This window comes from Gordonia sp. AC31, from assembly GCF_031844505.1.
Classification (GTDB): Bacteria; Actinomycetota; Actinomycetes; order Mycobacteriales; family Mycobacteriaceae; genus Gordonia; species Gordonia hongkongensis.
Map to the genome: position 1 here is coordinate 1 of NZ_JAUZVK010000035.1, position 24,441 is coordinate 24,441.

Consider the following 24,441-nt stretch of genomic DNA (forward strand, 5'->3'; position numbering starts at 1 on the left):
CGCCCTGTTGATGTTGCACCGCCGCGGATGGCTCAGCGTCTCCGCCCCCACCGAAGCTCAACCCACCTCCACCCATTGATTACCCTAGGGGGGTAGGGTATAAAGGTGGTGTGGCGAGACGCCACAGCGGCAGGCCTCCTGAGGGTCGTCGGCACCACTGCTGTCAGTTTCAGAAGACGACTGCACTGTGTCAGAAGTGGACTGCACTAGAGGGTCGACTAAGTCGCCATAGCTTAAAGAGTGATGTCCACAATCTCGTTGACGAAGCCAGCAGCCGTCTCACCGACAAACGGAATCAGAGTGAGCGGCGTGAGCGAGTGCTACGGAATCCTCCGATAAGAGGGCGCGTTACCCCCCCCGGGGGGCGCGGTTCGGGTTTGTTCGATCTTCGAATAACTGAGCACGGGTTTCATACACCGTCACTATGGCTGGATGTGGATCGCGCATAGCGTCGCTTGACGTCCGAATCCACCGAACCGGCCTTGCCGTTTGGATAGGTGACGGGCCGCGTAGCAGAGGCAGCTGCGGTCGTTGTGGTCGCGCCCTCCGCTCAATCTGACGTGGGGTCGCCGCAGATGAAGGTCTCTTCGTGTTCGCGGGACAGCCGAGCGGCCCTTTCGGCATCGCCCGCACCGAGCGCTTCGAGTATTACTTGGTGCTGTTCCGTGCTGGCACCCATGTCGAATCCTGGTGCCAATACGAGTTGAGCGGTTCGACCTTCGATCGACAGATGCTCCCACGTCGACAGCAGTGTGCTGTTGCCGGAGGCCGCGACGATGAGCCGATGGAATGCCATAGCGTGCGCGACCCATGCTCGACCGTTCGCGGCGACGGCGGCGGAGCGCATACCGTCGACTTCATCGGCAATGCGGTCCACCGCCATGCCGCGACCGGCTGCAAGTCGTGCTGCTGTCTCTTCCAGTGCTGCGCGCACCACTGACACCTCATCGAGCTCGTCCTGGTCGACCCGTCTGACTCGGCACCCGCGGTGGGCTTCGAAGACCACCAGGCCCATTCCGGCCAACTGCCGAAGAGCTTCACGGACGGGACCTTGGCTCACGCCGAGCTCACGAGCGATCCGCGTCTCGATCAACCGATCTCCTGGCGAGTACGTGCCATCGGCTATTCGTTCCCACAGCAGATCTTTGATCTGTTCGGGCAGACCGGTCACCGTGACGCCCTGCCCTGTCTTTGACCGAGCATCCGTCGACTCCGAGGGGACTTTCACATGTACGATCATAAATGATCGATCATTTATGCTCCACCGATAATTGAGAGGAGCCACCGATGAGTATTCGATTGGGCGATACAGCTCCGGATTTCACCGCCGCTACAACCACAGGAACGATCTCCTTCCACGAATGGCTGGGAGAATCGTGGGGAATGCTGTTCTCCCACCCCGGTGACTTCACGCCCGTATGCACAACCGAACTCGGTGCGGCAGCGCGGCTGAAACCTGAGTTCGACCGACGTGGAGTCAAGCTACTCGGCCTTTCTGTGGACTCGGTGAATTCGCATCTGGCATGGGAAGGCGATGTCGGTCAAACGCAAGGCACAGCAGTGAATTTCCCGATGATCGCAGACACCGATCGCGCAGTCTCCGAGCTCTACGACATGATTCACCCGAGCGCCAGCGCGGCGGCCACCGTACGTTCGGTGTTCGTCATCGCCCCGGACAAGTCGATACAGCTGATCCTCACTTACCCGATGTCCACCGGCCGCAACTTCACGGAAATTCTGCGCGCGATCGACAGCTTGCAACTGACCTACGGTCAGCCAGTGGCTACGCCCGCCGACTGGCAGCCGGGTCAAGACGTGATCATCGGACTGGGCGTTTCCGACGACGAGGCAACAACACGGTTCCCTGGATATCGAACCTTGAAGCCTTATCTGCGGTTGACCGCGCAGCCCTGACCAGGGCACCCGTTCACACTGTTACCCCCCCGGGGTACAGTGAAGTGACTCACAGCTTCGTCGACGCGTCGGGTTGTCCGACCCAGCGGTGGTCAACAGTGGAAAGGCGTGAATCAGTGAATTCGTCGGACTGGGATGCTCGGTACAGCAGCGTCGAGCATCCGTGGGGGTCGGCCCCGGCGGCGGCACTGTCTGCGCGGTTTGCGGAGCTGACCCCTGGTCGGGCGGTCGATTTGGGGTGCGGGGACGGGCGCCACGCTCGATGGTTGGGCGACGCGGGGTGGACAGTGCACGCTGTCGATTTTTCTTCTGTGGCAATCGAACTCGCACGCAGCGGCGGGGAGGACCGGTCGATCGACTACACCGTCGCCGACGTCCGGGCCTGGGAGCCACCCGGCCCGGTGGATCTGGTGGCCATCGGCTTCCTGCATCTACCGGTCGACGAGTTGGTTGCCGTCCTTGCCGGTGCAGGAAGCTGGCTCGCACCGGGTGGACGGCTGTTGTATCTCGGTCATGCGCTCGAGAACTTCACTCACGGAGTCGGAGGCCCACCCGATCCGTCGATCCTGCCCGCCATCGACGACCTCGCCCGCGCCGCGAGCGGATTGCAGGTCCACGAGCTGGAACATCTGGTCCGCCCTGTCGGCGAAGGTCGGGCCATCGATGTTCTTCTCCATGCACAGCCGTGGGGCACCGCAGCTCACCGTGATCTGAAGAACGGAGCCTTCACGTGACCGATCATCCGACTCCCCTGCGTGTGGTGTTCGCCGTCAACACCACACCCACCGCCGTGGTGCGGGCGATCCACAACCTTCTCGATGCTGCGACCGAGCTGGTGACGATCGAAGTCGTGTGCTTCGGACCGGGCCTCGATGCGGCCCTGCGGTGTTCGGATATCTCATTGGAGATGCGGGCGTTGATCGATTCGGCCTCCATCACGGTGAAAGCATGCCGTAACAGTCTGGAGGGCAGAGGGCTCGGTGACGACGATCTGCTGATGGGTGTCGAAGTGGTTCTCGCTGCAGTGCTCCATCTCGCTCGCCGTCAGCGAGATGGGTGGTCACAGCTCTACACCTGACATCACATCCCCGCTCCAGTGTCGTAGGCACACCGTCTCAGAGAGTTCGGTTCTCGCGTTCACCGAGCTCGGAGGACTCGGCTGCGGTGTCGCGGTCTCGACCACGGACGATGCGTACCGTCAGGACTGCGATGATCACCAGCACTGCGATCAGGAGCACTGCGGTGTTCGGTACCGCGTCGGCCACGTCGCTGATCCAGACCTGCAGCGAGTACTGACTGTCGACCCCCATGACGCCGCCGAGGTTCGCTGTGCCCTCCGTGAGCAGGAACAGCACTCCGATACCGATGAAAAGCACCCCCGATATCAGAGACGTCGTGTGCGTTTTCAGCGGTCCTATGCTGATTTCCTTGCCGCGCAGCCACGTTCGTGATCCGAGCGAGAATCGGTCCCAGACCAGCGCCAGCACGAACAGGGGTATCACCATCCCCGCTGCGTAGAGTGCCATGAGCACTCCGCCGTATACGGCCTGACCGCCGGCGACGGCAACGGTCAGGACCGCGCCGAGCAGGGGTCCCGAGCAGAACCCTGCGAGCCCGTAGACCGCGCCGAGGGCGAACACCGATCCGGTGGAGGAGACGTCGATGCGCGCGGCTGCTCTCTGAGCGGACCCCAGCGCGAAGCCGCGACCGACGATGATCATCACTCCGAGGGCGATGATGACCACGCCGCCGATCATCGTGGTGACCTCGCGATACCGGGTGATCGCCGAGCCGATGGCACCGACTCCGGCACCGAGGGGCACCAAGACCGCTGCCAGCCCGAGGTAGAAGATCCCGGTGCGGCCGGCGAGCTTGCCGGCCCCGTCGAAGGCGTACGCGAAGAAGGAAGGAAGTAGCAGGGCCGAGCATGGACTGAGAAGTGCCAGCAGCCCGCCGAGAAATGCTCCGAGAAGTCCGATCTGCGACATCGTGGGCCGCCCTACGCGCCGGCTGCGGTGTCGATCAGATCGACGAATTCCGAGAACGGTTGCGCGCCCAGAACCGGATCACCGTTGACCGAGAACGCTGGAGTGGCCGGGATACCCAGCGACTGCGCTTCGGTGGAGTCGGCGGTGATCGCGGCATCGAATGCGGTGCCGGTGGCGGCGGCGGTGAACCGAGCTAAGTCCGGTACCCCGGCTTGTTGCGCGTAGCTTTGCAGCGTCTCCAGTGTCAGGTCCGCGTGACCGGTCTCGGGTGCATCGGCGTAGACGGCGCGGGTGAACTCCCAGAACTTGCCCTGGGCGGCGGCGGCGCGTCCGGCCCGGGCCGCATCGAATGATTGTTGCCCGAAAATGGGTAGATCTCGCCATTCGATGCGCAGGGTGCCGGTATCGACGTATCGATCGATCAGCTGCGGCTCGGTTTCCCGGCTGAACTGGGCGCAGAACGGACACCGGAAATCCGAGAAGGCGATCATCACCACCGGGGCGTCGACGTCGCCGAGGGCCATCGGATCATCGGGCTCGCGGTGCGCCAGATCGCCGAGCGGTCCCATCACCGGCGGGCCGCTCACGCTGCTCGACCCGGCGTCCGGTGCCGCCTCCGACTGCTCGCCGTCACCTGTCGTTCCGAGCACGAGAGCTCCCACGAGCACGGCCGCCACCACCACGGCGATGGCCAGGAGCACGATGTCTCGTCGGCGAGTGGAGCGAGATGTCGAAGTCATGCAATACCTTTCGGCAGTCGGCAATACTGGCAGCGATACCCATCTGGGTATACCCTCACAGTGTCACCCTACTCACACAACTACAACCCGTAGGAGATACTCGCTGATGACCGAGCCCGCCACGTCCGACCGCCTCGTCGTCGAAACCGCAGGCCGTTCCGATGACGAGGTGATCGCTCGGTACGGGCGTTGGGGGATACGGGCGGCACGCGGCACCGTCGCCGGTGCGGTCACGGTGTTGGTAGTGGGCATTCCCACCGACATCATCGACACGCCGGTCTTCGGCCGTGAGGTGCCGGTGCGGGCGTGGGAGCTTCCAGTTCTGCTGGCCACTGCCCTGTTGACCGCACTGTGGTTCGGGATCGACAAACCCGCGCGGGTCGAGCGGACCGGCACACCCGCCGCTCTCGGTGTCGTACTGACCTTCTTCGCCGTCGGGTGTCCGGTGTGCAACAAGCTGGTACTTCTCGCGCTCGGCACCTCGGGTGCACTGGGGTTGTGGGCACCGATACAACCCATCCTCGCCGGGGTGTCCCTGGCGATGCTGACGGCAGCGGTGATCGTCCGATGGCGCAAACGCGACTGCACCTCCGCGTCCTGCGCAGTATGACCGAGCACCTGCTCACCCGCGCACCGACCATCGCGTGACCGACACCCGAACCGATCGAAAGGAACCGAACGAACTATGACCGAATTGGCCATCGGTACCCGAGTGGACATGCCGTTCGAGGAAACTGTCGACGCAACCCGTGAGGCACTCGCCGAACAAGGGTTCGGAGTGCTCACCGAGATCGACATGCAGTCGACGTTGAAGAGCAAGATCGACGCCGACATCGAACGCTACGTCATTCTCGGCGCGTGCAATCCGCAGTTGGCGAAGGCTGCGATCGACACTGATCGGCAGGTGGGGTTGCTGCTGCCGTGCAACGTGGTGGTGCGAGCCGACGGCAGCAGCACCATCGTCGAAGCGATGAACCCCCAGGTGATGGTGGGGCTCTCGGATGCAGCGGGCCTGGCCGAGGTCGCCGACCGGGCCACAGCACTGCTGCAGAGCGCGATCATGGCACTCGGCGGAGACAGCACCACCACGTAGATGGGTGCGCACCGTATCGGCAGAGCGGCGGCGGCGATCGGGACCGTTGCACTGTGCGCCGTCGCGGTGGTGTCGGGATGCAGTTCCTCGCCTGCTCGAGAGGCCACGGGCACTGATCCGGCGGCGCACCCGTCGTCGCCGTCCGCGCCGCCCGCGGGCTTCGGAGACACGGCATTGTGGTCGATCCCGTTCTTGTCGCAGCCGAAGATCGTCAAGGACGGGTTCGTCGGAGTCGTCGACTCCTCGGACGCATCCGGTTCGCACCGGGTGCAGGTACTCGACGACACCGGCACACCACGGTTCGGCGTGGACGTACCCGCCGATCGCGACAAGTTCGCGGTGACCAGCACACACAACCGTGAGCTGTTGATCACCGAGGACATCGATGATCCCGGTTCGGGTGCACCGGCCACGATGACCGCCCGCGATACCCGCACCGGCGACCTCGTATGGGGTCCGGTCTCCACTGCAGGCTGCCTGACCGGGTCCGGGCTGCTGATCGACGCCGACTGCTCGCAGACAGCAAAGCCCGCGGCCGTGGCCGCCATCTCGGCAACCGACGGACACCGCACCGACCTGACGGGTGCGATCTCCGAATCCGGTGGATACGCGGTCACCGTCGACGGCGACACAGCGCGCATCGTGACCGCCGACACCGGCAACACCGCCTGGTCCACCGACACCCTCACCCCGCCCCCCGCAGCGATCCCCGGGACCGCACGATTCGTCGCCACCGCCGGCAATGCAGTGGTCGTGGCATGGACGATCCCGACCCGTCCCGAACCGATCCAGGCGGTCTATCGACTCTCCGATGCCGAGATCCGATGGATCAGCGGTAGCCGCAGTCCGATGGTGGTGACCGCCGACAGCAGTAGCGGGGCGACGATGATCACCACCGCAGACCTCACCGACGACGGCATCGCTGTCCTGTTCGAGCAATACGGCACCCGAGGTTTCACCGCCGATCAATTTCCCGGTGCCGACCGCTTCGCTCTGGTCGGCGGCGTCGTCTACGGCGCGTCGGACTCGGGGGTGACTGCCATCGATGCGACCTCCGGCCGCGTCACCGGTACATCACCGAGTGCCGCACCGACAGCAGTGACCTCGAACGGTGTCGCATTGGCCCAGAGCAGCGACGGGTACACCGCGTTCAAGGTGATCCCCCATTTCTGAGCTGCCCGCCCGCGCGCCCTGTTCAGGACGTCTTGGGTCGACCTCGAAGATCGACGGAGAACAGCGGGCCGAGCAGACACACGTTGATCACCCCGGTCAGAACGAAGACGCCGCCGATCACTCCCACCACGATGCCCCCGACACCGCCGAGTGCGACGGCGACCACGATCAGAGCGATTCCCACGACGATGCGCGGTGCGCGTCCGGCAGTACTGCGCATGAATTCGACGAACGACATGATGATTCCAGTTCTGTAGAGGGACTTTCACTGTTGGACGGGCGAGAACGCCGAAGTGGACCAATCCGCGGCTCCTCGCGCGAACAGCCCAGCCCCGACCTCGACAGCGCGGCATACGACGAGCGCTTCGCGCGCGATCTGATCGACCAGGGCACGACTCTTCGTCGCTTCGCAGCCGCGATAACACGATCACCGGCCGATACCGACGATCTGGTGCAGGACGTCCTCGAACGCGCGTGGCGCAACCGGAGAACGTTTCGATCCGAATCGGCGCTCTCGACGTGGCTGTATCGAATCGCGATCAATCGTGCCCGCGATGTGGCCGCACGCGCGGAGAATCAGCGCACCGAACCGTCGGGCACGGGCGACATCGATGGACCGATCAGCGACCTCGAGCATCCCGAGACGGTGGCGCAGGCGCTCAGCGATCGGTCCACGGTGCGAGCGGCGCTGGCGACGTTGACCGTCGAGGATCGAATGGTCCTGGCACTGCACGACGGCGAGGGCTGGACGGCGACACAGATCGGTGCGGTCGGCGCGCTCACCACCGCGGCGGTGTACAAGCGCATCCACCGCGCACGGGTGAAGCTGCTACGCGCCCTCGACAACGGTCCCGCACACCCGCGAAACGACTCCCAGGCGTGCCGGCGCACACTCGCCGCGGCATCGGACTACCTGGACGGGCGTCTCGATGTCGACGCCTCGGCCCGCATCGATACGCACCTGCGGCAGTGTCGCCGGTGCCCACCCATCGCACAGGCCCTGATCGGTATCAAGACCGCACTCGGCCTGCGGCCGTGGACCAGCGCGGTACCCGAACAGTTCGTCTGCGACGTCGCCCACTTGGGCGGACCCCGCCCACCGCGATGACCGATCATCCCCGACACCCAGAATCAGATACCCCATAGGGTATATTGGGAAGTGAATTATCGACCGAAGGAGAGACTCATGTGCAGGGCTGTCACGTGCAAGAAATGCGGAAAAACGACCTGGGCGGGATGTGGTCAACACGTCGATCAGGTGATGCGGGGCGTTCCGGCGTCCAATCGCTGCAAGGGGCACGACTCCGATCCGAAGTCACCGGGATTGTTCTCCCGCATGTTCTCCAAGAAGTAGATCGCGGTCCGCAGCCCTGATCCTGCCAGGGCTGCGACCCGAGTCACATTTCTTCGCGATCTCGGTTGTCGCGGTCCCGGTCTTCGTGGTCTCGCCTGTCGCGGCGTCGACCGGTCGGACCGTGCATGCGCAGGTCCGCATCGTAGTGAACGAACAGCCCCCACCCGATCAGGTGCAACACCACGACCACACTCGCCATCGCCGGCAAGCGGGGGCTCCGTCGCGGGACAATCGATGTCACGCAGGCACACTCACGTCGGCCACCGGCGCAGCCAGCCGTCCGGAGGGCAGTCGAGGGTAGTTGCGATCGACGTCTGCGACCCCGGATTTGCGCCGCCGCGGGGTGCGGGCGAGGTTGCTCGATCAGCAACGCCCGTTCCCGGAGGTATCGTCGCCGATGCTCGGACCGACCCCGACCAAGGTCAACGACCGACGATGATGAGGATCGACCCACACCGAGATAGTGGCACCGGTCACCAGTGCGCGGACGGTCGACCGTTCTGCACGCACATCGCACCGGTACGTTCCGGACCCGGGCACCGTCACTTCCAGTTCCACCCGTCGTGAATCGATGTCGATGCTCAGGACCACCGCCCACCCTTCGACGATGTCGTCCTCTCGCTCCGCCGCCGTGTCGCGGACCGGAGACACCGCTGCAGGATGCAGCGGTGTGCGGGCTGCGAACATCATCGCCGCCATCAGCAGCACCGCGAAGCCGGCCACCACGGCAGCGGTGACAGCGGTCGCCGACCCGGGTGAGAGTCGAGGGACGAGGAAGGTGAACACCAGTATCAGCGCGAGCACGTAGAACCCCATGGCGACCGCGATCGCGTACGACACTCGCCCCGGTACCAGGACAGCGGCACCTGTCGAGCGCAGTCTCCGCGTGCTCGTCACCGTCTGTCCTCTGGGGTCCCGCTGGCGGTGCCCTCTTCGACGCCGTCGGCGATGATTTCGGAGGGTGCCCGCACGTCGGCGGTGTGGCCCGTCAGCCCGACGTGGGCTTCGGTGCGCATGCGCTCGACCATGTGAGGGTAGTGCAGCTCGAACGCCGGCCGCTCGGAGCGAATCCGGGGTATTTCGGTGAAATTGTGGCGGGGCGGTGGGCAGGTGGTGGCCCATTCGAGAGAGTTGCCGTAGCCCCACGGATCGTCGACGGTGGCGACCTCGCCGTATCGGTAGGACTTGAACACGTTCCACACGAACGGCAGCGTGGACAGCCCGAGGATGAACGCTCCGATCGAGGAGATCAGGTTCAAGGTGGTGAATCCGTCGGAGGGCAGGTAGTCGGCGTATCGGCGCGGCATCCCTTCGTTGCCGAGCCAGTGCTGGACCAGGAACGTCATGTGGAACCCGACGAACGTCGTCCAGAAGTGCCACTTGCCGAGGCGTTCGTCGAGCATGCGTCCGGTGATCTTGGGAAACCAGAAGTACACCCCGGCGTAGGTGGCGAAGACGATGGTCCCGAACAGCACGTAGTGGAAGTGCGCCACCACGAAATAGGTGTCGGTGACGTGGAAATCGATCGGGGGGCTGGCCAGCAGCACACCGGTCAGTCCGCCGAACAGGAACGTGATCAGAAATCCGATGCTGAACAGCATCGGGGTTTCCAGGGTGACCTGTCCTCGCCACATGGTGCCGATCCAGTTGAACAACTTCACCCCGGTCGGCACGGCGATGAGGAAGGACATGAACGAAAAGAACGGCAGCAGAACAGCTCCGGTGGCGTACATGTGGTGCGCCCACACCGTGATCGAGAGCGCTGCGATGCCGAGGGTGGCGAAGATCAGACCCTTGTAGCCGAAGATGGGTTTGCGGCTGAAGACCGGAAAGATTTCGGAGACGATGCCGAAGAACGGGAGCGCGACGATGTAGACCTCGGGATGGCCGAAGAACCAGAACAGGTGCTGCCAGAGCACCGCTCCCCCGGTCGCCGGGTCGAACACGTGACCATCGAAGTGTCGATCGAAGGCCAGCCCGGCCAACGCGGCCGCGAAGGTCGGGAACGCCAGCAGTACCAGCACCGAGGTCACGAGCATGTTCCAGGTGAAGACCGGCATCCGGAACATAGTCATGCCGGGTGCGCGCAGGCACACCACGGTGGTGATGAAGTTGACCGCACCCAAGATCGTGCCCAAGCCGGACAGGATCAGGCCCAGTACCCACAGGTCGGCACCGACACCGGGGGAATGCAGTGCGCTCGTCAGCGGCGTATAGGCGGTCCACCCGAAGTCCGCGGCACCTCCCGGGGTGATGAACCCGGCGAGCACGATCAGCGATCCGAAGACATACAGCCAGTACGCGAACGCGTTGAGTCGCGGGAACGCGACGTCGGGTGCCCCGATCTGCAGCGGCAGAATGTAATTGGCGAATCCGTATGCGACAGGGACGGCGTAGAGCAGCAGCATGATCGTGCCGTGCATGGTGAAGAGCTGGTTGTACTGTTCGTTGGACAGGAACTGCAACCCCGGTACGGCGAGTTCGGTGCGCATGAGCAGCGCCATCAACCCGCCGATGAGGAAGAGCCCGAACGAGGTGACCAGATACATCTTGCCGATCGTCTTGTGATCGGTGGTGGTCACCAGCTGGAACAGCGTCGAGCCCTTCGGCTCGTGACGCATCGGATACGGCCTGGCCGCCTCAGGGCGGGGAATCAGTGCGGTCATCGACGATCTCCTCGATCCAGGTGTGCGATGCGCCGCATTTGCGTGCGCAGAAATAGGCTGTGATGCACAACGATGTGCGTTACAGGGCCATGGAGGCCTGGACGGTGACGTAGACGGCCACGGCGAGCAACAGGGCGGCGAAGCTACGGGTGAGTGTGGTGGCAGTGACTTTGTCGCTGATGACTTTTCCTGCGAACGAGCCTGCAATTGCCGCGAGGGTGAACGGTACGACAATCTCCCACGGGATGGCGGCACCCGTGCCGAGGCGTTCGATGAAGGCCCCCGCGCTGGTGATGGAGATGATCACCAGTGACGTTCCGACCGCGACGGGCATCGAGTAGCCCAGTGCCAGAACCAGAGCGGGGACGATGAGGAAGCCGCCACCCACTCCCAGAAAACCCGTGAGGAAGCCGACGACGAGCGCGGAGGCGACCAGCTTGACTACCTGCGACGCGGTGATCTTCACTTTTGCGGGCTTGGTGGCGACCGCGACGGCGCTCGGGCGTGTTCCCGGGGTCTCGGCCGGGTTCGGTGTCGGCAGGTCCGTATCGTGTCCGCGCCTGGTGCGGCGCAGCATCGCGCCGGCGGCGACGATCATCAGTGCCGCGAACGCGAGCAGCAAGATCTGCGGGTCGACCGATCGGTTGAGGATCGATCCACCGAAGGCGGTGACCGAGCCCAGGATTCCGAACACTGCCGCTGCCCGCCACCGAACGTGCAGTGCTCGCGCATGGCTGACGGCCGCGATGATCGAGGTGATTCCGACGATGATCAGCGAGGCGCTCGTTGCCGATTGCGGTTCGACCGCCAGGAGATACACCAGGGCAGGAACAGTCAGTATCGATCCCCCACCACCGAGTGCGCCGAGGGAGAGCCCGATGAGAATCCCTGCGGCGACTGCGATCGCGAGGGTGGCGATCATGTCAGATCACTGCGCCGGGGGTGCCGTCATCGCGGACCACAGGGCGGCCGTCTTCGTGCCACGCTTTCATTCCGCCCGACAGATTGTGCGCTGTGCGACCGGCATCAGTGAGGGCCGCGACAGCTTTGCTCGACCGAGCGCCCGAGCGGCACACCACGACCAATTTCTGATCAGGAGGGTAGGCAGCAGGATCGAGATCGCCGAGGCGTACATGGACGGCGTCCGGGGCGTGGCCGGCTGCCCATTCGTCGTCCTCGCGGACATCGATCAGGATGGCTCCTGATTCGGCGATCAGTGCGTGTGCGGCGGCCGGATCGGCTTCCGGTGGTGCTTCAGTCATGAACAACGCTCCTTGGATCAGTGGGTGCTTACAGGGCGTGCAGCGGCGTGGCCGGCACGAAGCGATAGCCCTCGCTCGGTGAGAACGTGGCCGAGACGGTGAACCGATCTCCTCGAATCACTGTGTGCCGCAACTCCACCGGCCGGGAATTCATGCAGCCCAAGCGGCGGATCGACAGCGCGGCGGTCTTCGAATCGAGTTCGAGTGCTGCCGCATCCTCCGGATCCGGGACGACGGCAGTGACGTCCTCGCGGCCACCGGTCAGGCGGATGCCGCAGCGTTTCTCGAGCTCGATGTACAGAGCCGTGTGAGTGAAGTCCGCATCCAGGAGGTCGCGTGCCAGATCCCCCGGCAACCAGGCATAGTCGAGCGCCAACGGCATGGTCCCTGCCATACGGATGCGCTCCAGGTAGAGCAGCGGAGCCTTGGGACCGACCTGCAAGGTAGCGGCCACCGCGGGGTCGGTCCGCAGTTCGAGTGCACGCACCACGCTGTGCTGAGCAACACCCGTGGCTTCCACAGCAGCGAAGAGACTGTAGAGCGCACCGAGTGGCTGCTCGATCACCGGCGGAGCCGCCAACCGAGAAGGCCGGCCACGCTCTGCAATCAGGATTCCTTCGTTCCGCAGGTGCCGCAGGGCCTCGCGGGTGGTGTGACGGCTGACGCCGTAGCTCGTCGTCAACGCATGCTCGCCCGGGAACTCGGAGCCGGCGAATTCGTCGTCACCGATTCGGCGGACCAGATCGGCATGCAGTTGCGCCCACAGCGGCATCGCACTGGAGCGGTCGAGCGCGGCACTGCGATCTGGTTCAACCATCAGAGGCCCTCCTGTCGATCTGTGTCGGAATCCGAATTCGAGCCGCCTGCTGCTGACCCTCGGGGCCACTGTACAACAAATGTACGTACATCCGTACGGACGGCGGTGATGCTCCCTACGCGTCGAAGCGATGTCGACCGAGGATCTCGGGGACCGCAGCTCCCCCGTCCCCCGACGGACCATCCGTCGGCGTCGTCGACACGCAACGAGACGACCCTCGCATCGAGAAAAGTTCTCGCCGAGCACGAACGAGCTCCTGGTGGAGATCGCGCCGAACCTGGCGAATCCGTCGGCGCAGCGACGCGGCATCACCTCGCTTCCCAGTCGGGTACCGGATCGGGAGTGTCGCCCCGGGGTCTGCTCTACCGCAGGTGGCAACGAGCCGACAGGGCGAGCACAGGACCGAACCGGCGGCGGACAGCACGACCGCCCCCGATTCGGGCGTGTTCGATCAGACTGTTTCGAGCTTGCGCTCGGCCCAGGCGGCGTAACTGCCCTCGAGTTCGACAACTCGGTAGCCGGCGCGGCGCAGGGCGCTGGCTGCGACCGCGTTACGGACGCCACTCTGGCAATAGGTCACGATCGGTCCGCCCGTGGGCAGTCCGTCGAGGTTCCACAGCAATCGGCCGCCGCTGAGCTGTTCGGAGCCAGGTATGTGGCCGTCGGCGTGTTCGGTTTTGTTGCGCACGTCCAGCACCATTGCCGAGTCGAACGAATCCAGCTCGTCCGCACCGATTGTCTCGGGTGTCGTCATGGGGAGTCCTCGTAGACTTGTGACGTACCCGGTCACCGTATCGATGCCGACCCGCAGCAGGTGATCACGGAGCTCGTCGGCGACAGTGCGGTCCTCGGCGAGCACCACCAGTGGAGTGTCCTCTCGCTCGGGGTCGTAGACCCAGGCACCGAACGAGGCTGCCTTGCCGATGCCGGGGATGTTGAGCGCTCCGGGGACAGCGCCGCCGTGCACCTCATCGTGGCCGCGGGTGTCGAGGAGGACGACCTCGTCGGAGTCGAGAGCGCGTGCCAAGTCTGCGGAGTCGTACTCGTGCAGCGGAGAGAGTGGCCCGAGAACGACCGGGCCCTGCTTGTTCTGACGCTTCATCCGGCCGAAATAGGCGTGTGCATCCGGTTGGCCGTCGAGCATCTCATCGACGAAGCCCTGCTCGTCGTCGCGCTCGACATACCCGGCCCACCAAGCGAAACGGCGTTCGTAGCCGACGCTGGTCGACGGGAGCGCGCCGAGAGCTTTTCCGCAGGCACTGCCCGAACCGTGACCCGGAAAGACCTGGATATGGTCCGGCTGCGTGACAAACGATCGCTTCAGGCTGCGGAAGATCTGTTTGGCACCCTCGAACCGGGTGTCGACACCGTCTGCAGCTTCGTCGAGTAGGTCCGGTCGGCCGAGATCGCCGGCAAAGACGAAGTCGCCCGTCAACATGTATCCCGGAGCATCGGCGAAGGCACCGTCGGTCACCAGGAACGAGAGGTGCTCCGGGGTATGACCGGGCGTGTGAACGGCTTGCACGGTGATGTTACCCAGAGCCAGCGTGTCACCATCGTGGAGGCGTTCGGCCTCGAAGCCGTACTGCCAGTCGTCGCCGCCCTCTCCTGAGACGTAGGTGACCGCCCCGGTGGCCTCGGCTAGCTCGCGAGTGCCGGACAGGTAGTCGGCATGGATGTGGGTCTCGGTCACGGCGGTGATGGTCATGCCATGCCGAGCGGCCAGGTCCAGATACACACCGATGTCGCGGCGGGCGTCGACCACCACTGCCTCCCCCTTGGCCTGACAGCCGATGAAGTATCCGGCTTGGGCGAGGTCTTCGTCGTAGATGCGTTCGAGAAGCATCGAAATCTCCTTGTCGATCGTGGCGGCGTTCGTACAGGTGTCAAGATTCATGGTACCCCGTGGGGTATTTTCAAGAGGTCCTGTGCGGCGAGGCGCACGCTCCCGATCTCACGGGGTGGAGGTGGATTGGGTCGGCATACCAACGAACACCCAGGGGCGTGGGAACCGGCCGATCCAGCGAGGCGCGACGACTCACAGCGGCACCGCAGCGGTTGCCGACCATCACGTCCTCCTCAGTCGTCCGGCACTCGCCGACTCGGGATGGACGAGGAAACTTCATTCGTCCCGAGTGTGGCGTTTGCCGGAATCGGCGACTAGCCTCATCCATAATGTACGTACATCCGGACGATCAATCAAGGAGAGGGCAACGTACACCTCGGCACGTGTCCTTGCACCACCTGCTCGAACGCCGGAATGACCTTCCAGCACGACTGCTGTGGATGCAGTGCACCTGGCCTCAGTGACCACCAATGTCGTGACCACTCAGCTCGCGCCACACCGACGTCGAGCTGAACCACCCCGGCACCAACCGAAATCGAGACAGCTCACCGAGCTCGTGTCTCGAACAGGAGGACCACATGTCCGCGCACACCATCGACCACAAAGTCGCGATCATCGGCGGAGGCAACGCCGGTATTTCGCTCGCGGCACGTCTGCGGCGAGCAGGAATGACCGACATCGGCATCATCGAGCCGGCAGAGACCCACTATTACCAACCTTTGTGGACGCTCGTCGGTGGAGGCCGCGCCCCGGCCGCGGAAAGTGCGCGTAGCGAGGCGTCGGTGATGCCCCAGGGCGTCGGCTGGATCAAGGATCGCGCCGAGGGGGTCGACCCGGATGCCCAGACGGTCAGCACCTCCTCGGGAACTACGATCCATTACGACCACCTGGTGGTGTGCCCCGGCATCCAGCTCGACTGGGATTCGGTGCCCGGCATGGCCGAATCGATCGACACCCCGCAGGTCTCGAGCAACTACCGCTACGATCTCGCGCCCAAGACGTGGCAGATGATTCAGAAGATGCGGTCGGGCACCGCAGTGTTCACGATGCCGTCCGGCCCCATCAAATGCGCGGGTGCCCCGCAGAAGATCGCGTACCTCGCGGCCGACTACTGGCGAGAGCAGGGCGTGCTCGACGCCATCCGAGTTGTCCTCGTCCTGCCCACACCCGGAATGTTCGGGGTACCGGTGTTCGCCGAGGAGCTCGAACGAGTCGTGGCGCGCTACGGCATCGAGGTGCGCAAGAACAGCGAAGTCACCGCCGTCGACCCGGACGGCCGATCGGTGACGATCACTGATAACAGCGCAGGTACCACCGACGAGCTACCCTACGACCTGCTCCACGTCGTACCGCGCCAATCCGCACCGGACTGGATCAAGGCCAGCCCCATAGCGGACCCCGAGAATCCAGCCGGATACGTCCAGATCGACAAGAACACACTGCGACACAACAGGTTCGACAACATCTTCGCCCTCGGTGACGCCGGATCGTCACCGAACTCCAAGACCGGTGCCGCCATCCGCAAGCAAGCACCCGTGGTTGCCGAGAACCTGCAGGCGAGCATCGCCGGCCGTCCACTGACCGCACAGTACGGCGGGTACGCCTCCTGCCCCTTGACCACCTCTCGCAAGACGATGCTTCTGGCCGAGTTCGACTACACGATGCAGCCGGCTCCCTCGATACCGCTGATCGACACCACCCGCGAACGCCGCGACATGTGGTTCCTCAAGAGACGCGGACTGCCGGCGTTGTATTGGAATGCCATTCTCACCGGCCGAGCGTGAACGGTCGACCGCCGCACAGTTACGACCGCGAGGGCGACCTGAGCCACTACCGGTCGGTGTTCGAGGCCATCGAACGACGCGTGATACCGGAGGTGGTGATCACCCGGCTCACCCCGTATCTGTTCGTTCTGGTGTCGGCGGCCGTGCTCGGAATGGCGCTTCCGCACACCGGCGGCGCACACGGGTACGACGTTCTTCTGCGCACCGAAAGCGCCGACGCGGAGTCAGCGGGCGTGTTGGCGACGCTGTTCACCGCATTCACTCTCACGTTCACCGTCGTAGCGGCCTCGATCGCGCGACTGGTTCGGCGGTTTCGGTGGGCTGCTCTGGCTTTGGCGGGCAACGGTGTCACCACGGTGTTCGGTGTGCTTGCGATCTGGGCGCGTCAGTCACTGGCACCGACCGCGACGGTGGCAGGTCCATCGATCGGACTGTATCTGGGTGCGGTGGCCGCGTTGCTCTCCACTGTTCTCTGGGCACGTGTGGTGTTCACCCGCCCGGACGAGCAGCCCGGTCCAGCGCGCAGGAGCTGACACGTCGCGGGCCCGATCACCCCACCTCGAACCGAATACCCTGCCTCGCTCCGATCACCCCCGTGCATCGATGCGGGGGTGATCGGACCGTTGTCAGGCGAGGGCGAGAAACAGCTTCTCGAGCTCGGCCTCGGTCATCTTCTCGCCCGTCTCCGCGCCCGTGATGCACTCACGGAGTCCGGTGGCCACGATCTTGAAGCCCGCCCGATCGAGAGCCTTCGATACCGCGGCCAGCTGGGTGACGACATCCTTGCAGTCCCGACCGCTCTCGATCATGGCAATCACTCCTGCAAGCTGACCCTGCGCACGCCGCAGACGGTTCAATACCAATGCGATGCTTTCGGTGTCACCGGTCATGTCGTTCAGTCCTTCGTTCGATGAAACTCCAGTTTACCCCTAGGGGTAAGAGTGGTCGTGGTGGCCGACACCGGACGGTATCGGCCACCACTGTGTTGCTCGAGATTGCTGACACTCAGCTGTGCGAGAAGCCGATCTTGGGTAGTACTGCTCGTAACCACGTGGGTGACCACCATGCGGCGTGGCCGGTCAACCGCAACAACACCGGCAGCAGAACCAGGCGGATGAGTATCGCGTCCAGCAGTACGGCGACGCCGAGGATGATTCCCATCTCCTTGGGTGGCAGTGGTTCGGCGAGCGCGAACGAGAAGAACACCGCGATCATCACCGCGGCAGCCGCGAAGATAACCCGACCCGAATGCGCCATTCCGTCGACCTGAGAACCGTGCGGATCACCGGTGTTCTCGTAGTGTTCCTTGACGCTCGACAGCAGAAACACCGTGTAGTCCATCGCGATTGCGAAGATCATCGCGAAGAAGAACACCGGTCCCCAGCCGTTCAGGAATCCTTGCGGGGTGAATCCGAGTAGCGACGAGCCGTGACCGTCCTGGAAGATCAGCTTCGCCACACCGAAGGCCGCTCCGGTGGACAGCAGGCTGACCACGGTCCCCAGCAGGGCGATCAGCGGTGCCTGCAGTGCGATCAGCAGCAGCAGGAATCCGAGTACGAGGATCACCGACACCACGATCGGCAGATACTCGTTCAACGCGGTCTGCAGGTCCAGGTTCTCCGCGGGTGCACCGCCGACGATCGCTCCCTCGGGCAGCTCGGCACGCAACGCGTCGAGTGTGGTCTCGAGTGCGGGGTCCGACGGGTCCACGTTCGGGATGGCCTGCAGCATGACGAAGTCGGATCCGTCCATGGCGGGCATGGGCGGCGTCACCATCGATACGCCGTCGACGCTCGCTGCGATCTGTGCGGTCTGCTCCGCCTCCGATGTGGGGGCGATGATCTGCAGCATTCCTGGTGCACCTTCACCCATCTGCGCCTGCACCAGTTCGTAGCCCTGCCGGACCGGAGCGTCCTCGGGCACAACCGAAATGGACGGCATGGCGACCTTCAGGCCCAGTGCCGGAATCGACAGCGCCACCAGAATCAACAGCGAGCCGATGGCGAACGGCCACGGATGCTTGTGCAGCAGCTGACCCCAGGACGCGAATTTCGGCGAACGGTGCACCTGTCGCTTCGCGTACGGGAGGGACCCGGCATTGACCTTGGCTCCGAGTTTGCCCAGAACTGCGGGGAGCAGTGTGAGGGTGGCCGCGAGGACGAACACCACCGCGAGCATGATGCCCACCGCCATCGTGCGCACAGCAGGTGCCGGTACCAGAAGCACGGCAGACAAGCTGATCAGCACGGTCAGACCGGACAGCAGGACTGCTTTGCCTGCCGTGTCCATCGTTTCTGCCACTGCACGCTGCGGGTCGATCCGTCCGGCGTCGATGGTCTTACGGAGCGCATCCCGGAATCGAACGACGAGGAAGAGCGCGTAGTCGATACCGAGCGCCAGCGCGAACATCATCGCAAAGTTCATGGCCCACACCGAGATCGGCGTGATTTCGTTCAGCAGAACCAAGCCACCCGCAGATGCCACCAGACCGGCCAGCGTCAACAGCAGGGGCAGACCTGCCGCGACGAGCGATCCGAACGCAAGCACCATGATCGCCAATGTGACCGGCCAGGAGATGATTTCGGCCTTGATCATCGCGTCGTGGTTGGCCTTGTTGAAGTCACTCCACAGCGCCGATGCTCCGGTCGGGTAGACCTCGATCGAGTCCGTGGAGGCTGCGGTCAAGTCACCCTTGAGATCGTCGACGGCCTTCACCATCTCGTCGGTCGTCCCGTTCGCTCCACCGATGAGGATTCCGGTGTGCCCGTCGGGGCTGATCGACATCCCCGGTTGCGGGGGGATCACCTCGGAAATCCGCGAGTCAGCGGCCAGAATGTCGGTGACCTCGGAAATGACAGCCGCAACAGCGGGATCCGTCACCTGCTCGGTGTCCGAGTGCACCACAACCTGTATCGCGGCAGAAGAGTTCCCGCCGAAGTGCTCCTGTGCGAGTTCGCGAACCTGGACCGACTCCGATCCATTGGCCTGCCAACCGGCACCGGCGAGAGAGCCGAACACCGACGGGGCAAACGCTCCCAATCCGATGATCACCACGAGCCACGCGGTCACCACCCACTTGAAATTGCCTGCCATGCGCGCACCGAAGCGCGCCAACGGCCCCCCGGTGATCCCTGGCGGCGAGCTGTCTGCAGAACTCTCGTCGGTTCGAACGTCCGTAGAACTCACATCATGTCCTTACTGGTCGGGATGATGGAGAAACCGTAACACAGTACCCCCAGGGGTATGGTGATACCATTCCTTCTACCCCCTAGGGTATGCACGAACGACCGCACCACACGCAGAGAAGCGAGGCTCTACCGCATGTCATGCACCGACACTCTCACCGGCCCCGGCGGACCGAGTATCGAACGCGCAGTCCCCGCGCTGGCGGGCACCATGATCCTCGCCAGCCTCGCCGCCGGTTCCCTTCACGACCGCCGCTGGCATGCCCTGACAGCATTCGTCGGCGGGAATCTGCTGCTGTACTCGGCAGTCGGATGGTGCCCGGCCAGCTTGGCAATGCGGCGGCTGGGGATGCGCCAGAGCACAATGACGCCGACCCGGTGAACCGCGACAGGACCCGCCCTACGCCGTGGCAGTGGGTCAGCTACGCCTTCGGCCGCACTCTTCCCTCGACCATGACGGACTGGGTGGCCAACGATCTGACGGGTGATCACGCCGTCGTTCGGCACCTGATTCGCGGCCAGGTTCCGTTTCTTCCCATCTACGCCGTGTTCATGTTCTTTCCGGGTGAGCTGTGGCTGCGTGGTTCCATGGTGCTTCTCGCGGTCCTGCTCTCGGTGTTCTTCACCGCCTCGTACATGGAAGAGAATCGGCAACGCCGCCTCGTACGGCACATGCTGCCGCGCGATCTGACGAACTCCCGCAAAGCGCAGGAATCGGAACTGGTCAAGAAGCGTTATCTCGCGGCGCACCCCGAGCCCGGGGCCTCACGCACCGCCGCGGCACCCATCGCTCCCGGCCGAGAGCACTGAGCGATGGTCGTCGATCCAACGCACCGTCTCGCCCGGTGGCAGCGATTCTGGGACAAGCAAGCGGCCGGTTACGACAAACACATGACCTTTCTCGACCGAGTCCTCTTCCGCGACACCAGGTCCTGGATCTGCAGTCGCGCCCGAGGCAAGGTTCTCGAGGTCGCAGTGGGAACTGGACTCAATCTCGAGCACTACCCGGCAGGGACGTCGTTGACCGGAATCGAGCTGAGCCCGGACATGCTCGCGCAGGCGCATACTCGGGCCGCCGGCGTCAGACCCGACGCTCGCCTAGCTCTCGGGGACGCTCACGCTCTGGATTTTCCCGATGCATCTTTCGACACCGTGGTGTGCACGTTCTCGCTCTGCGCCATCCCCTCCACGGACATCGCGCTCGCGGAAATGTCGCGAGTGCTGCGTCCAGGTGGAACGTTGCTCCTCGCCGATCACGTCGCCTCGTCGATCCGGCCGGTTCGATGGATCCGCTCCGCGTCGTCGAGTGCGGTGAGCGGTCGAACCGACTCCCGCAGGTGCCCCACATCCTCGATGGACGACTCGGTGGGTTCGTCGCTGCTTCCTGTCGATGCGGTCATCGCCTCACCATTCCTCGATGTCGCTGAAGACAGGCGTTGCGGTGCCGCCGTCCGCTCGAGGCTCCACCGGCGGGTGGATCGCCGGGATCGGTGCACACGCGGCGTCGCCGGTGAGATGCGTGCGGCGGGCACGGTTGCGCCGGGCTTTGCGGGTGGCTTTCTGCGAGCGGTCGGTGACCTCGCGCATCTGCTCGATCATCGAAAACAGTGCGCTCTCATCGACGTTCGACCGACCTTGTTCGCGGAGACGGGCGATAGCAGCTCTGTGCTCCCACAGTGTCACCGCGGGATGTGACATCGTCCGGTACGGCACCTCGACATAGCCGGCACCGTCTGGTTCGAGGACCCAGATTCTGCTCAAATCGCGTGGGTCACGTCGTATCACGAACCGCCCCAGGTCCTCTCGCCGCGCAACCCACGGTTTGAGCGCGTTCGAGAAGTAGTGCACGTGATCGAGAACGAAGCCCGTGCGCGTCAGACGTCGCCGGATGACGGGAAGAAAGTCCACCAGGAACGCGGTTTCGCCGAGCACCACACGAGGGGCGTGACCAACTGCGGCGACCTCGCCGGCCCACACGGCGGCCGGAGTGTTCCCGATCCCTGTGTGAACGCTCACGTGATACGCGGCTATGGCCAGGACCAGCCAGCGCTCCAACTCACGCAATGTCAACGCCGCGTGCTTGTCCGAGTCGTAACTTCCTCGGTCCGCTGGGTTCGAGAAGGTGGTCCCAGGCAGCTCGTGCACCGCCGTCATCGCCGTTCCGATGATGCGTTCGACGATCCCGCCGTAGTGCGGTCGGCCCGGAGGACGGTATTCGAGTGTGATGGCGTGCTGGGCGCATCCGCGGCGCAGCGCTTCGCTTTTGAACTCGGAGGCGTTGTCGAGATACAACTGTTTCGGCTTCCCTGCCATCGGCCACTGCACCTGCTCCGCGAGCTTGCACGCCTCCAGCCATGTCTGCTTCTCGCAGCAGACGCGTTCCAGGCACAACCCGACCGATATCGACGACGGCGGCTCCAGAGTGACGACGAACCCGAGTACGGAACGGCTGAAGACATCAATGGCGATCGTCAGGTAGGGGCGGCCGATCGGTTGCCGCTCGTACTCGTCAACGACCATCAGATCAACGACGGTGTGGTCGATCTGGACCTGATCGAGAATCCCGGAAACCGTCGGTGGACTGTCGCCGGCGGACTGACGTGGGCGGGCGGCATCGGGTCCTCCACGTGACCTGGCCACCGATGCCGGATGGAGCGCGGCGATACGCGCGGTGACGGTATTTCTGGCCGGCACTGGCAGACCCGCGCGGTGGCACGCCAGTGCTATACGTCGGTGCAGCGCAGCGACACTCAGCTTCTGGCGGTGAAGAAAATAGCGGGTAAGATGATCGCCGATCACTTCCTCGACCTCAGCCGTCACTCGGCTGCGGCCACGCCCTCCCGACGAGACCTTCGTCAGAAGATCGGTGACTGTCCCCGTCCCGTTCCTGAGCCTGCCGACCAACGTGTAGACCTGCCGCCTGGACAATCCCAACCGTTGCGCGGCATCGTCGACCGCTTCCGAACGCACCGGATGCATCTCCAGCAAGGGAGCCAGGACAGCGAAACGGGCCTCAGCCTGAGACCACCGCTCCCCCGACGCTGTCAGCACACCGGTCTCCACGACGTCGAGCTTGTCGGGGTCCATCACAAGCCTCCCTGTCACCGAGAGCCGAGCGTGCGACCGTGCACCGCACTTCTGACATCAGAATGTCAGAAGACACGTGCACTCACCCTCGAAACGCCTGCAACGAGTGCAGCCGTCTTCTGAAGTTGACAACTGCTGTACCGAAAGGGCACATCTCATGAGCACATCGACAGTGATCGTCTCCGGAATGACGTGTGGGCACTGCGCGTCGTCGGTGCGTGAAGAAGTCGGAGCACTGGCCGGCGTGACCGACGTCGAGGTCGACGTGGCCAGCGGGCAAGTCACCATCTCCAGCTCGGCCCCGATCGAGCCCGACGCGATCCGCGTCGCGGTCGAAGAGGCCGGCTACCACCTGGCGCAGTAGCCGATGAGGGGCTGAAGTGTCTGCCCACTGGCGACTTCAGCCCTTCTCCGGGCGGCGTGTGTGTCGCCACCACCGATGACAGGAATCCAGCGATGAATGTTCCAACCAAGCTCGGCGTCTTCGCTGCGGCTCTGCTGATAGTTTTCGCCGCGGCCTATGCCATCGCCGCGGGTGTCGCACCCGATCGGCCACGACCGTCGTCGGCCGAGTCCACCCATGTCGGCCACACTGCCCAACCGTCATCATCTGCGTCCCCCGGTGCCGATCAGGTTCGCGGGGTTTCGCTGGCAGCAGGCGGCTTCATCCTGGGAAATGTGGTGGCACCCCATGCGCCCGGGATGCAAGCACCGCTGAGCTTTGAGATCCTCGACGCCGCCGGGGCCGCGGTCACCGACTTCGCCACCGAGCACGACAAGCAGCTGCACCTGATCGTCGTCCGCGCGGATGGCGCCTACTTTCGACACGTGCACCCCACTCTCTCGCCCGAAGGGCGCTGGTCGCTGCCCTGGCAGTGGGCGACGGGAGGCAGCTACCGGATCTATGCCGACTTCGTGCCCGCCGCCACCGGTCAACCCCTCACCCTGACCAGCACCGTCGAAGTCAGCGGTGACTACCAGCCGGCCCCAGCCGCCGCCGAATCACGACAGTCATCCGTCGACGGGTTCGACATCGAGCTGGCCGGTCATCTGCGCGCGGGAGCCGAGTCCGAATTGACCGTCACCGTGCGGCGAGCAGGACAACCGGTCACTACCTTGCAGCCGTATCTGGGCGCTTTCGGTCACTTGGTGGCTCTGCGTCAGGGCGACCTGGCCTACCTGCATGTTCACCCTGAGGGCGCGGCACCGACCGCCGGTCAACTCGCGGGACCACAGGTCCGCTTCGCCACCACCGCCCCCACCCCGGGCCGCTATCTGCTCTACCTCGACTTCCAGGTCGACGGCGCTGTGCACACCGCCACCTTCGTTCTCGATGCCCCCACCGGCGCCCCGGCCCCGACACCTGACTCCACGGCCCCCTCGGCCGATCCGCACGCCGGACACTAACTCGCTGACCAGCGCCACCCGGGGCATTGCGCCGAGGCATTCACCCAACGAGGAACCCCCCATGACCACCTCAGCTCCGATCCACCCACCTGCGGCCACCGCCGAGCAGACAGGCGCCGTCGATG

General features: G+C 64.5%; 27 protein-coding genes and 1 pseudogene. 14 read left to right on the forward strand and 14 right to left on the reverse strand.

Going from position 1 to position 24,441, the window contains the following annotated elements:
* Positions 1-550: 550 nt before the first annotated feature.
* Positions 551-1,171: a GntR family transcriptional regulator gene (locus Q9R39_RS22870; RefSeq protein WP_175404390.1), complete on the reverse strand. Its 621-nt coding sequence runs from the start codon at positions 1,169-1,171 to the stop codon at positions 551-553.
* 116 nt (positions 1,172-1,287) lie between these two features.
* On the opposite strand from Q9R39_RS22870, the gene Q9R39_RS22875 reads away from it, so the two are divergent.
* The 3 genes from Q9R39_RS22875 (at position 1,288) to Q9R39_RS22885 (ending at position 2,992) form a co-directional block, all read left to right on the forward strand.
* A complete protein-coding gene (locus Q9R39_RS22875; RefSeq protein WP_058253881.1) occupies positions 1,288-1,914 on the forward strand; it encodes a peroxiredoxin in 627 nt (208 codons plus the stop codon).
* 116 nt (positions 1,915-2,030) lie between these two features.
* Positions 2,031-2,648, forward strand: a complete 618-nt coding sequence (locus Q9R39_RS22880; protein WP_058253880.1) for a bifunctional 2-polyprenyl-6-hydroxyphenol methylase/3-demethylubiquinol 3-O-methyltransferase UbiG — start codon at positions 2,031-2,033, stop codon at positions 2,646-2,648.
* Positions 2,645-2,992, forward strand: a complete 348-nt coding sequence (locus Q9R39_RS22885; RefSeq protein ID WP_058253879.1) for a DsrE family protein — start codon at positions 2,645-2,647, stop codon at positions 2,990-2,992. Before Q9R39_RS22880 ends, Q9R39_RS22885 begins: the two co-directional genes overlap by 4 nt.
* Before the next feature lie 37 nt (positions 2,993-3,029).
* On the opposite strand, the gene Q9R39_RS22890 is transcribed toward Q9R39_RS22885, so the two are convergent.
* Together Q9R39_RS22890 and Q9R39_RS22895 are read right to left on the reverse strand one after the other, a co-directional pair.
* The gene (locus Q9R39_RS22890) at positions 3,030-3,902 is read right to left on the reverse strand and encodes a cytochrome c biogenesis CcdA family protein (protein WP_058253878.1); all 873 of its coding nucleotides are present in this window, start codon (positions 3,900-3,902) and stop codon (positions 3,030-3,032) included.
* Between the two features lie 11 nt (positions 3,903-3,913).
* The gene (locus Q9R39_RS22895) at positions 3,914-4,642 is read right to left on the reverse strand and encodes a thioredoxin domain-containing protein (protein ID WP_058253877.1); all 729 of its coding nucleotides are present in this window, start codon (positions 4,640-4,642) and stop codon (positions 3,914-3,916) included.
* Positions 4,643-4,748: 106 nt separating this feature from the next.
* Here Q9R39_RS22895 and Q9R39_RS22900 point away from each other — a divergent pair, with 106 nt between their 5' ends.
* The 3 genes from Q9R39_RS22900 (at position 4,749) to Q9R39_RS22910 (ending at position 6,908) form a co-directional block, all read left to right on the forward strand.
* Positions 4,749-5,252: a hypothetical protein gene (locus Q9R39_RS22900; protein ID WP_058253876.1), complete on the forward strand. Its 504-nt coding sequence runs from the start codon at positions 4,749-4,751 to the stop codon at positions 5,250-5,252.
* A gap of 75 nt (positions 5,253-5,327) precedes the next feature.
* Positions 5,328-5,735 carry a DUF302 domain-containing protein gene (locus Q9R39_RS22905; RefSeq protein WP_058253875.1) on the forward strand — a complete coding sequence of 136 codons (408 nt, stop codon included), beginning with the start codon at positions 5,328-5,330 and terminating at the stop codon, positions 5,733-5,735.
* Positions 5,736-6,908, forward strand: coding sequence for a hypothetical protein (locus Q9R39_RS22910; RefSeq protein ID WP_058253874.1), 1,173 nt, complete (start codon positions 5,736-5,738; stop codon positions 6,906-6,908).
* Between the two features lie 22 nt (positions 6,909-6,930).
* On the opposite strand, the gene Q9R39_RS22915 is transcribed toward Q9R39_RS22910, so the two are convergent.
* Complete coding sequence (locus Q9R39_RS22915; protein ID WP_058253873.1) at positions 6,931-7,146, reverse strand: YgaP-like transmembrane domain; 216 nt, start codon at positions 7,144-7,146, stop codon at positions 6,931-6,933.
* 33 nt (positions 7,147-7,179) lie between these two features.
* Here Q9R39_RS22915 and Q9R39_RS22920 point away from each other — a divergent pair, with 33 nt between their 5' ends.
* The gene (locus tag Q9R39_RS22920; RefSeq protein WP_240199324.1) at positions 7,180-8,016 is read left to right on the forward strand and encodes a sigma-70 family RNA polymerase sigma factor; all 837 of its coding nucleotides are present in this window, start codon (positions 7,180-7,182) and stop codon (positions 8,014-8,016) included.
* Between the two features lie 609 nt (positions 8,017-8,625).
* Here Q9R39_RS22920 and Q9R39_RS22925 read toward each other — a convergent pair.
* The 6 genes from Q9R39_RS22925 to Q9R39_RS22950 form a co-directional block, all read right to left on the reverse strand.
* Positions 8,626-9,159: a hypothetical protein gene (locus Q9R39_RS22925; protein ID WP_058253872.1), complete on the reverse strand. Its 534-nt coding sequence runs from the start codon at positions 9,157-9,159 to the stop codon at positions 8,626-8,628.
* Entirely contained in the window at positions 9,156-10,928 is a 1,773-nt protein-coding gene (ctaD, locus tag Q9R39_RS22930; RefSeq protein ID WP_058253871.1) for a cytochrome c oxidase subunit I, read from the reverse strand. The genes Q9R39_RS22925 and ctaD overlap by 4 nt, the downstream gene beginning before the upstream one ends.
* A gap of 79 nt (positions 10,929-11,007) precedes the next feature.
* A complete protein-coding gene (locus tag Q9R39_RS22935) occupies positions 11,008-11,850 on the reverse strand; it encodes a sulfite exporter TauE/SafE family protein (RefSeq protein ID WP_058253870.1) in 843 nt (280 codons plus the stop codon).
* Between the two features lies 1 nt (position 11,851).
* Entirely contained in the window at positions 11,852-12,190 is a 339-nt protein-coding gene (locus tag Q9R39_RS22940; protein ID WP_082653028.1) for a rhodanese-like domain-containing protein, read from the reverse strand.
* A gap of 28 nt (positions 12,191-12,218) precedes the next feature.
* Positions 12,219-12,962 carry a GntR family transcriptional regulator gene (locus Q9R39_RS22945; RefSeq protein WP_231742692.1) on the reverse strand — a complete coding sequence of 248 codons (744 nt, stop codon included), beginning with the start codon at positions 12,960-12,962 and terminating at the stop codon, positions 12,219-12,221.
* A 496-nt stretch (positions 12,963-13,458) separates the two neighbouring features.
* Positions 13,459-14,853 (reverse strand): rhodanese-like domain-containing protein, encoded by a 1,395-nt coding sequence (locus Q9R39_RS22950; RefSeq protein ID WP_058253883.1) that lies wholly within the window; start codon positions 14,851-14,853, stop codon positions 13,459-13,461.
* A 578-nt stretch (positions 14,854-15,431) separates the two neighbouring features.
* Here Q9R39_RS22950 and Q9R39_RS22955 point away from each other — a divergent pair.
* The gene (locus Q9R39_RS22955; RefSeq protein WP_058253867.1) at positions 15,432-16,637 is read left to right on the forward strand and encodes an FAD/NAD(P)-binding oxidoreductase; all 1,206 of its coding nucleotides are present in this window, start codon (positions 15,432-15,434) and stop codon (positions 16,635-16,637) included.
* Positions 16,634-17,170: a hypothetical protein gene (locus Q9R39_RS22960; protein ID WP_058253866.1), complete on the forward strand. Its 537-nt coding sequence runs from the start codon at positions 16,634-16,636 to the stop codon at positions 17,168-17,170. Before Q9R39_RS22955 ends, Q9R39_RS22960 begins: the two co-directional genes overlap by 4 nt.
* A 93-nt stretch (positions 17,171-17,263) precedes the next feature.
* On the opposite strand, the gene Q9R39_RS22965 is transcribed toward Q9R39_RS22960, so the two are convergent.
* The gene (locus tag Q9R39_RS22965; RefSeq protein ID WP_058253865.1) at positions 17,264-17,527 is read right to left on the reverse strand and encodes a metal-sensitive transcriptional regulator; all 264 of its coding nucleotides are present in this window, start codon (positions 17,525-17,527) and stop codon (positions 17,264-17,266) included.
* Positions 17,528-17,642: 115 nt separating this feature from the next.
* On the reverse strand, positions 17,643-19,730 hold the full coding sequence (locus Q9R39_RS22970; RefSeq protein WP_058253864.1) for an MMPL family transporter: 2,088 nt from the start codon (positions 19,728-19,730) through the stop codon (positions 17,643-17,645).
* Positions 19,731-20,033: 303 nt separating this feature from the next.
* Here Q9R39_RS22970 and Q9R39_RS22975 point away from each other — a divergent pair, with 303 nt between their 5' ends.
* The 3 genes and pseudogenes from Q9R39_RS22975 to Q9R39_RS22985 all read left to right on the forward strand — a co-directional run.
* Positions 20,034-20,204: a YgaP-like transmembrane domain gene (locus Q9R39_RS22975; RefSeq protein ID WP_374100926.1), complete on the forward strand. Its 171-nt coding sequence runs from the start codon at positions 20,034-20,036 to the stop codon at positions 20,202-20,204.
* A complete protein-coding gene (locus tag Q9R39_RS22980) occupies positions 20,135-20,632 on the forward strand; it encodes a DUF5313 family protein (RefSeq protein ID WP_231742688.1) in 498 nt (165 codons plus the stop codon). Before Q9R39_RS22975 ends, Q9R39_RS22980 begins: the two co-directional genes overlap by 70 nt.
* Positions 20,633-20,713: 81 nt before the next feature.
* Positions 20,714-21,061 (forward strand): annotated as a pseudogene (locus Q9R39_RS22985) (class I SAM-dependent methyltransferase); the annotation flags it as partial.
* A 14-nt stretch (positions 21,062-21,075) separates the two neighbouring features.
* Here the strand turns inward: Q9R39_RS22985 and Q9R39_RS22990 are convergent.
* Positions 21,076-21,222, reverse strand: a complete 147-nt coding sequence (locus tag Q9R39_RS22990) for a hypothetical protein (RefSeq protein WP_175404389.1) — start codon at positions 21,220-21,222, stop codon at positions 21,076-21,078.
* Positions 21,223-21,226: 4 nt separating this feature from the next.
* A complete protein-coding gene (locus Q9R39_RS22995) occupies positions 21,227-22,909 on the reverse strand; it encodes a Mu transposase C-terminal domain-containing protein (protein WP_058253861.1) in 1,683 nt (560 codons plus the stop codon).
* Positions 22,910-23,066: 157 nt separating this feature from the next.
* On the opposite strand from Q9R39_RS22995, the gene Q9R39_RS23000 reads away from it, so the two are divergent.
* Positions 23,067-23,273, forward strand: coding sequence for a heavy-metal-associated domain-containing protein (locus tag Q9R39_RS23000; RefSeq protein WP_006438347.1), 207 nt, complete (start codon positions 23,067-23,069; stop codon positions 23,271-23,273).
* Between the two features lie 92 nt (positions 23,274-23,365).
* A complete protein-coding gene (locus Q9R39_RS23005; protein WP_311278307.1) occupies positions 23,366-24,316 on the forward strand; it encodes a hypothetical protein in 951 nt (316 codons plus the stop codon).
* Positions 24,317-24,441 lie beyond the last annotated feature (125 nt).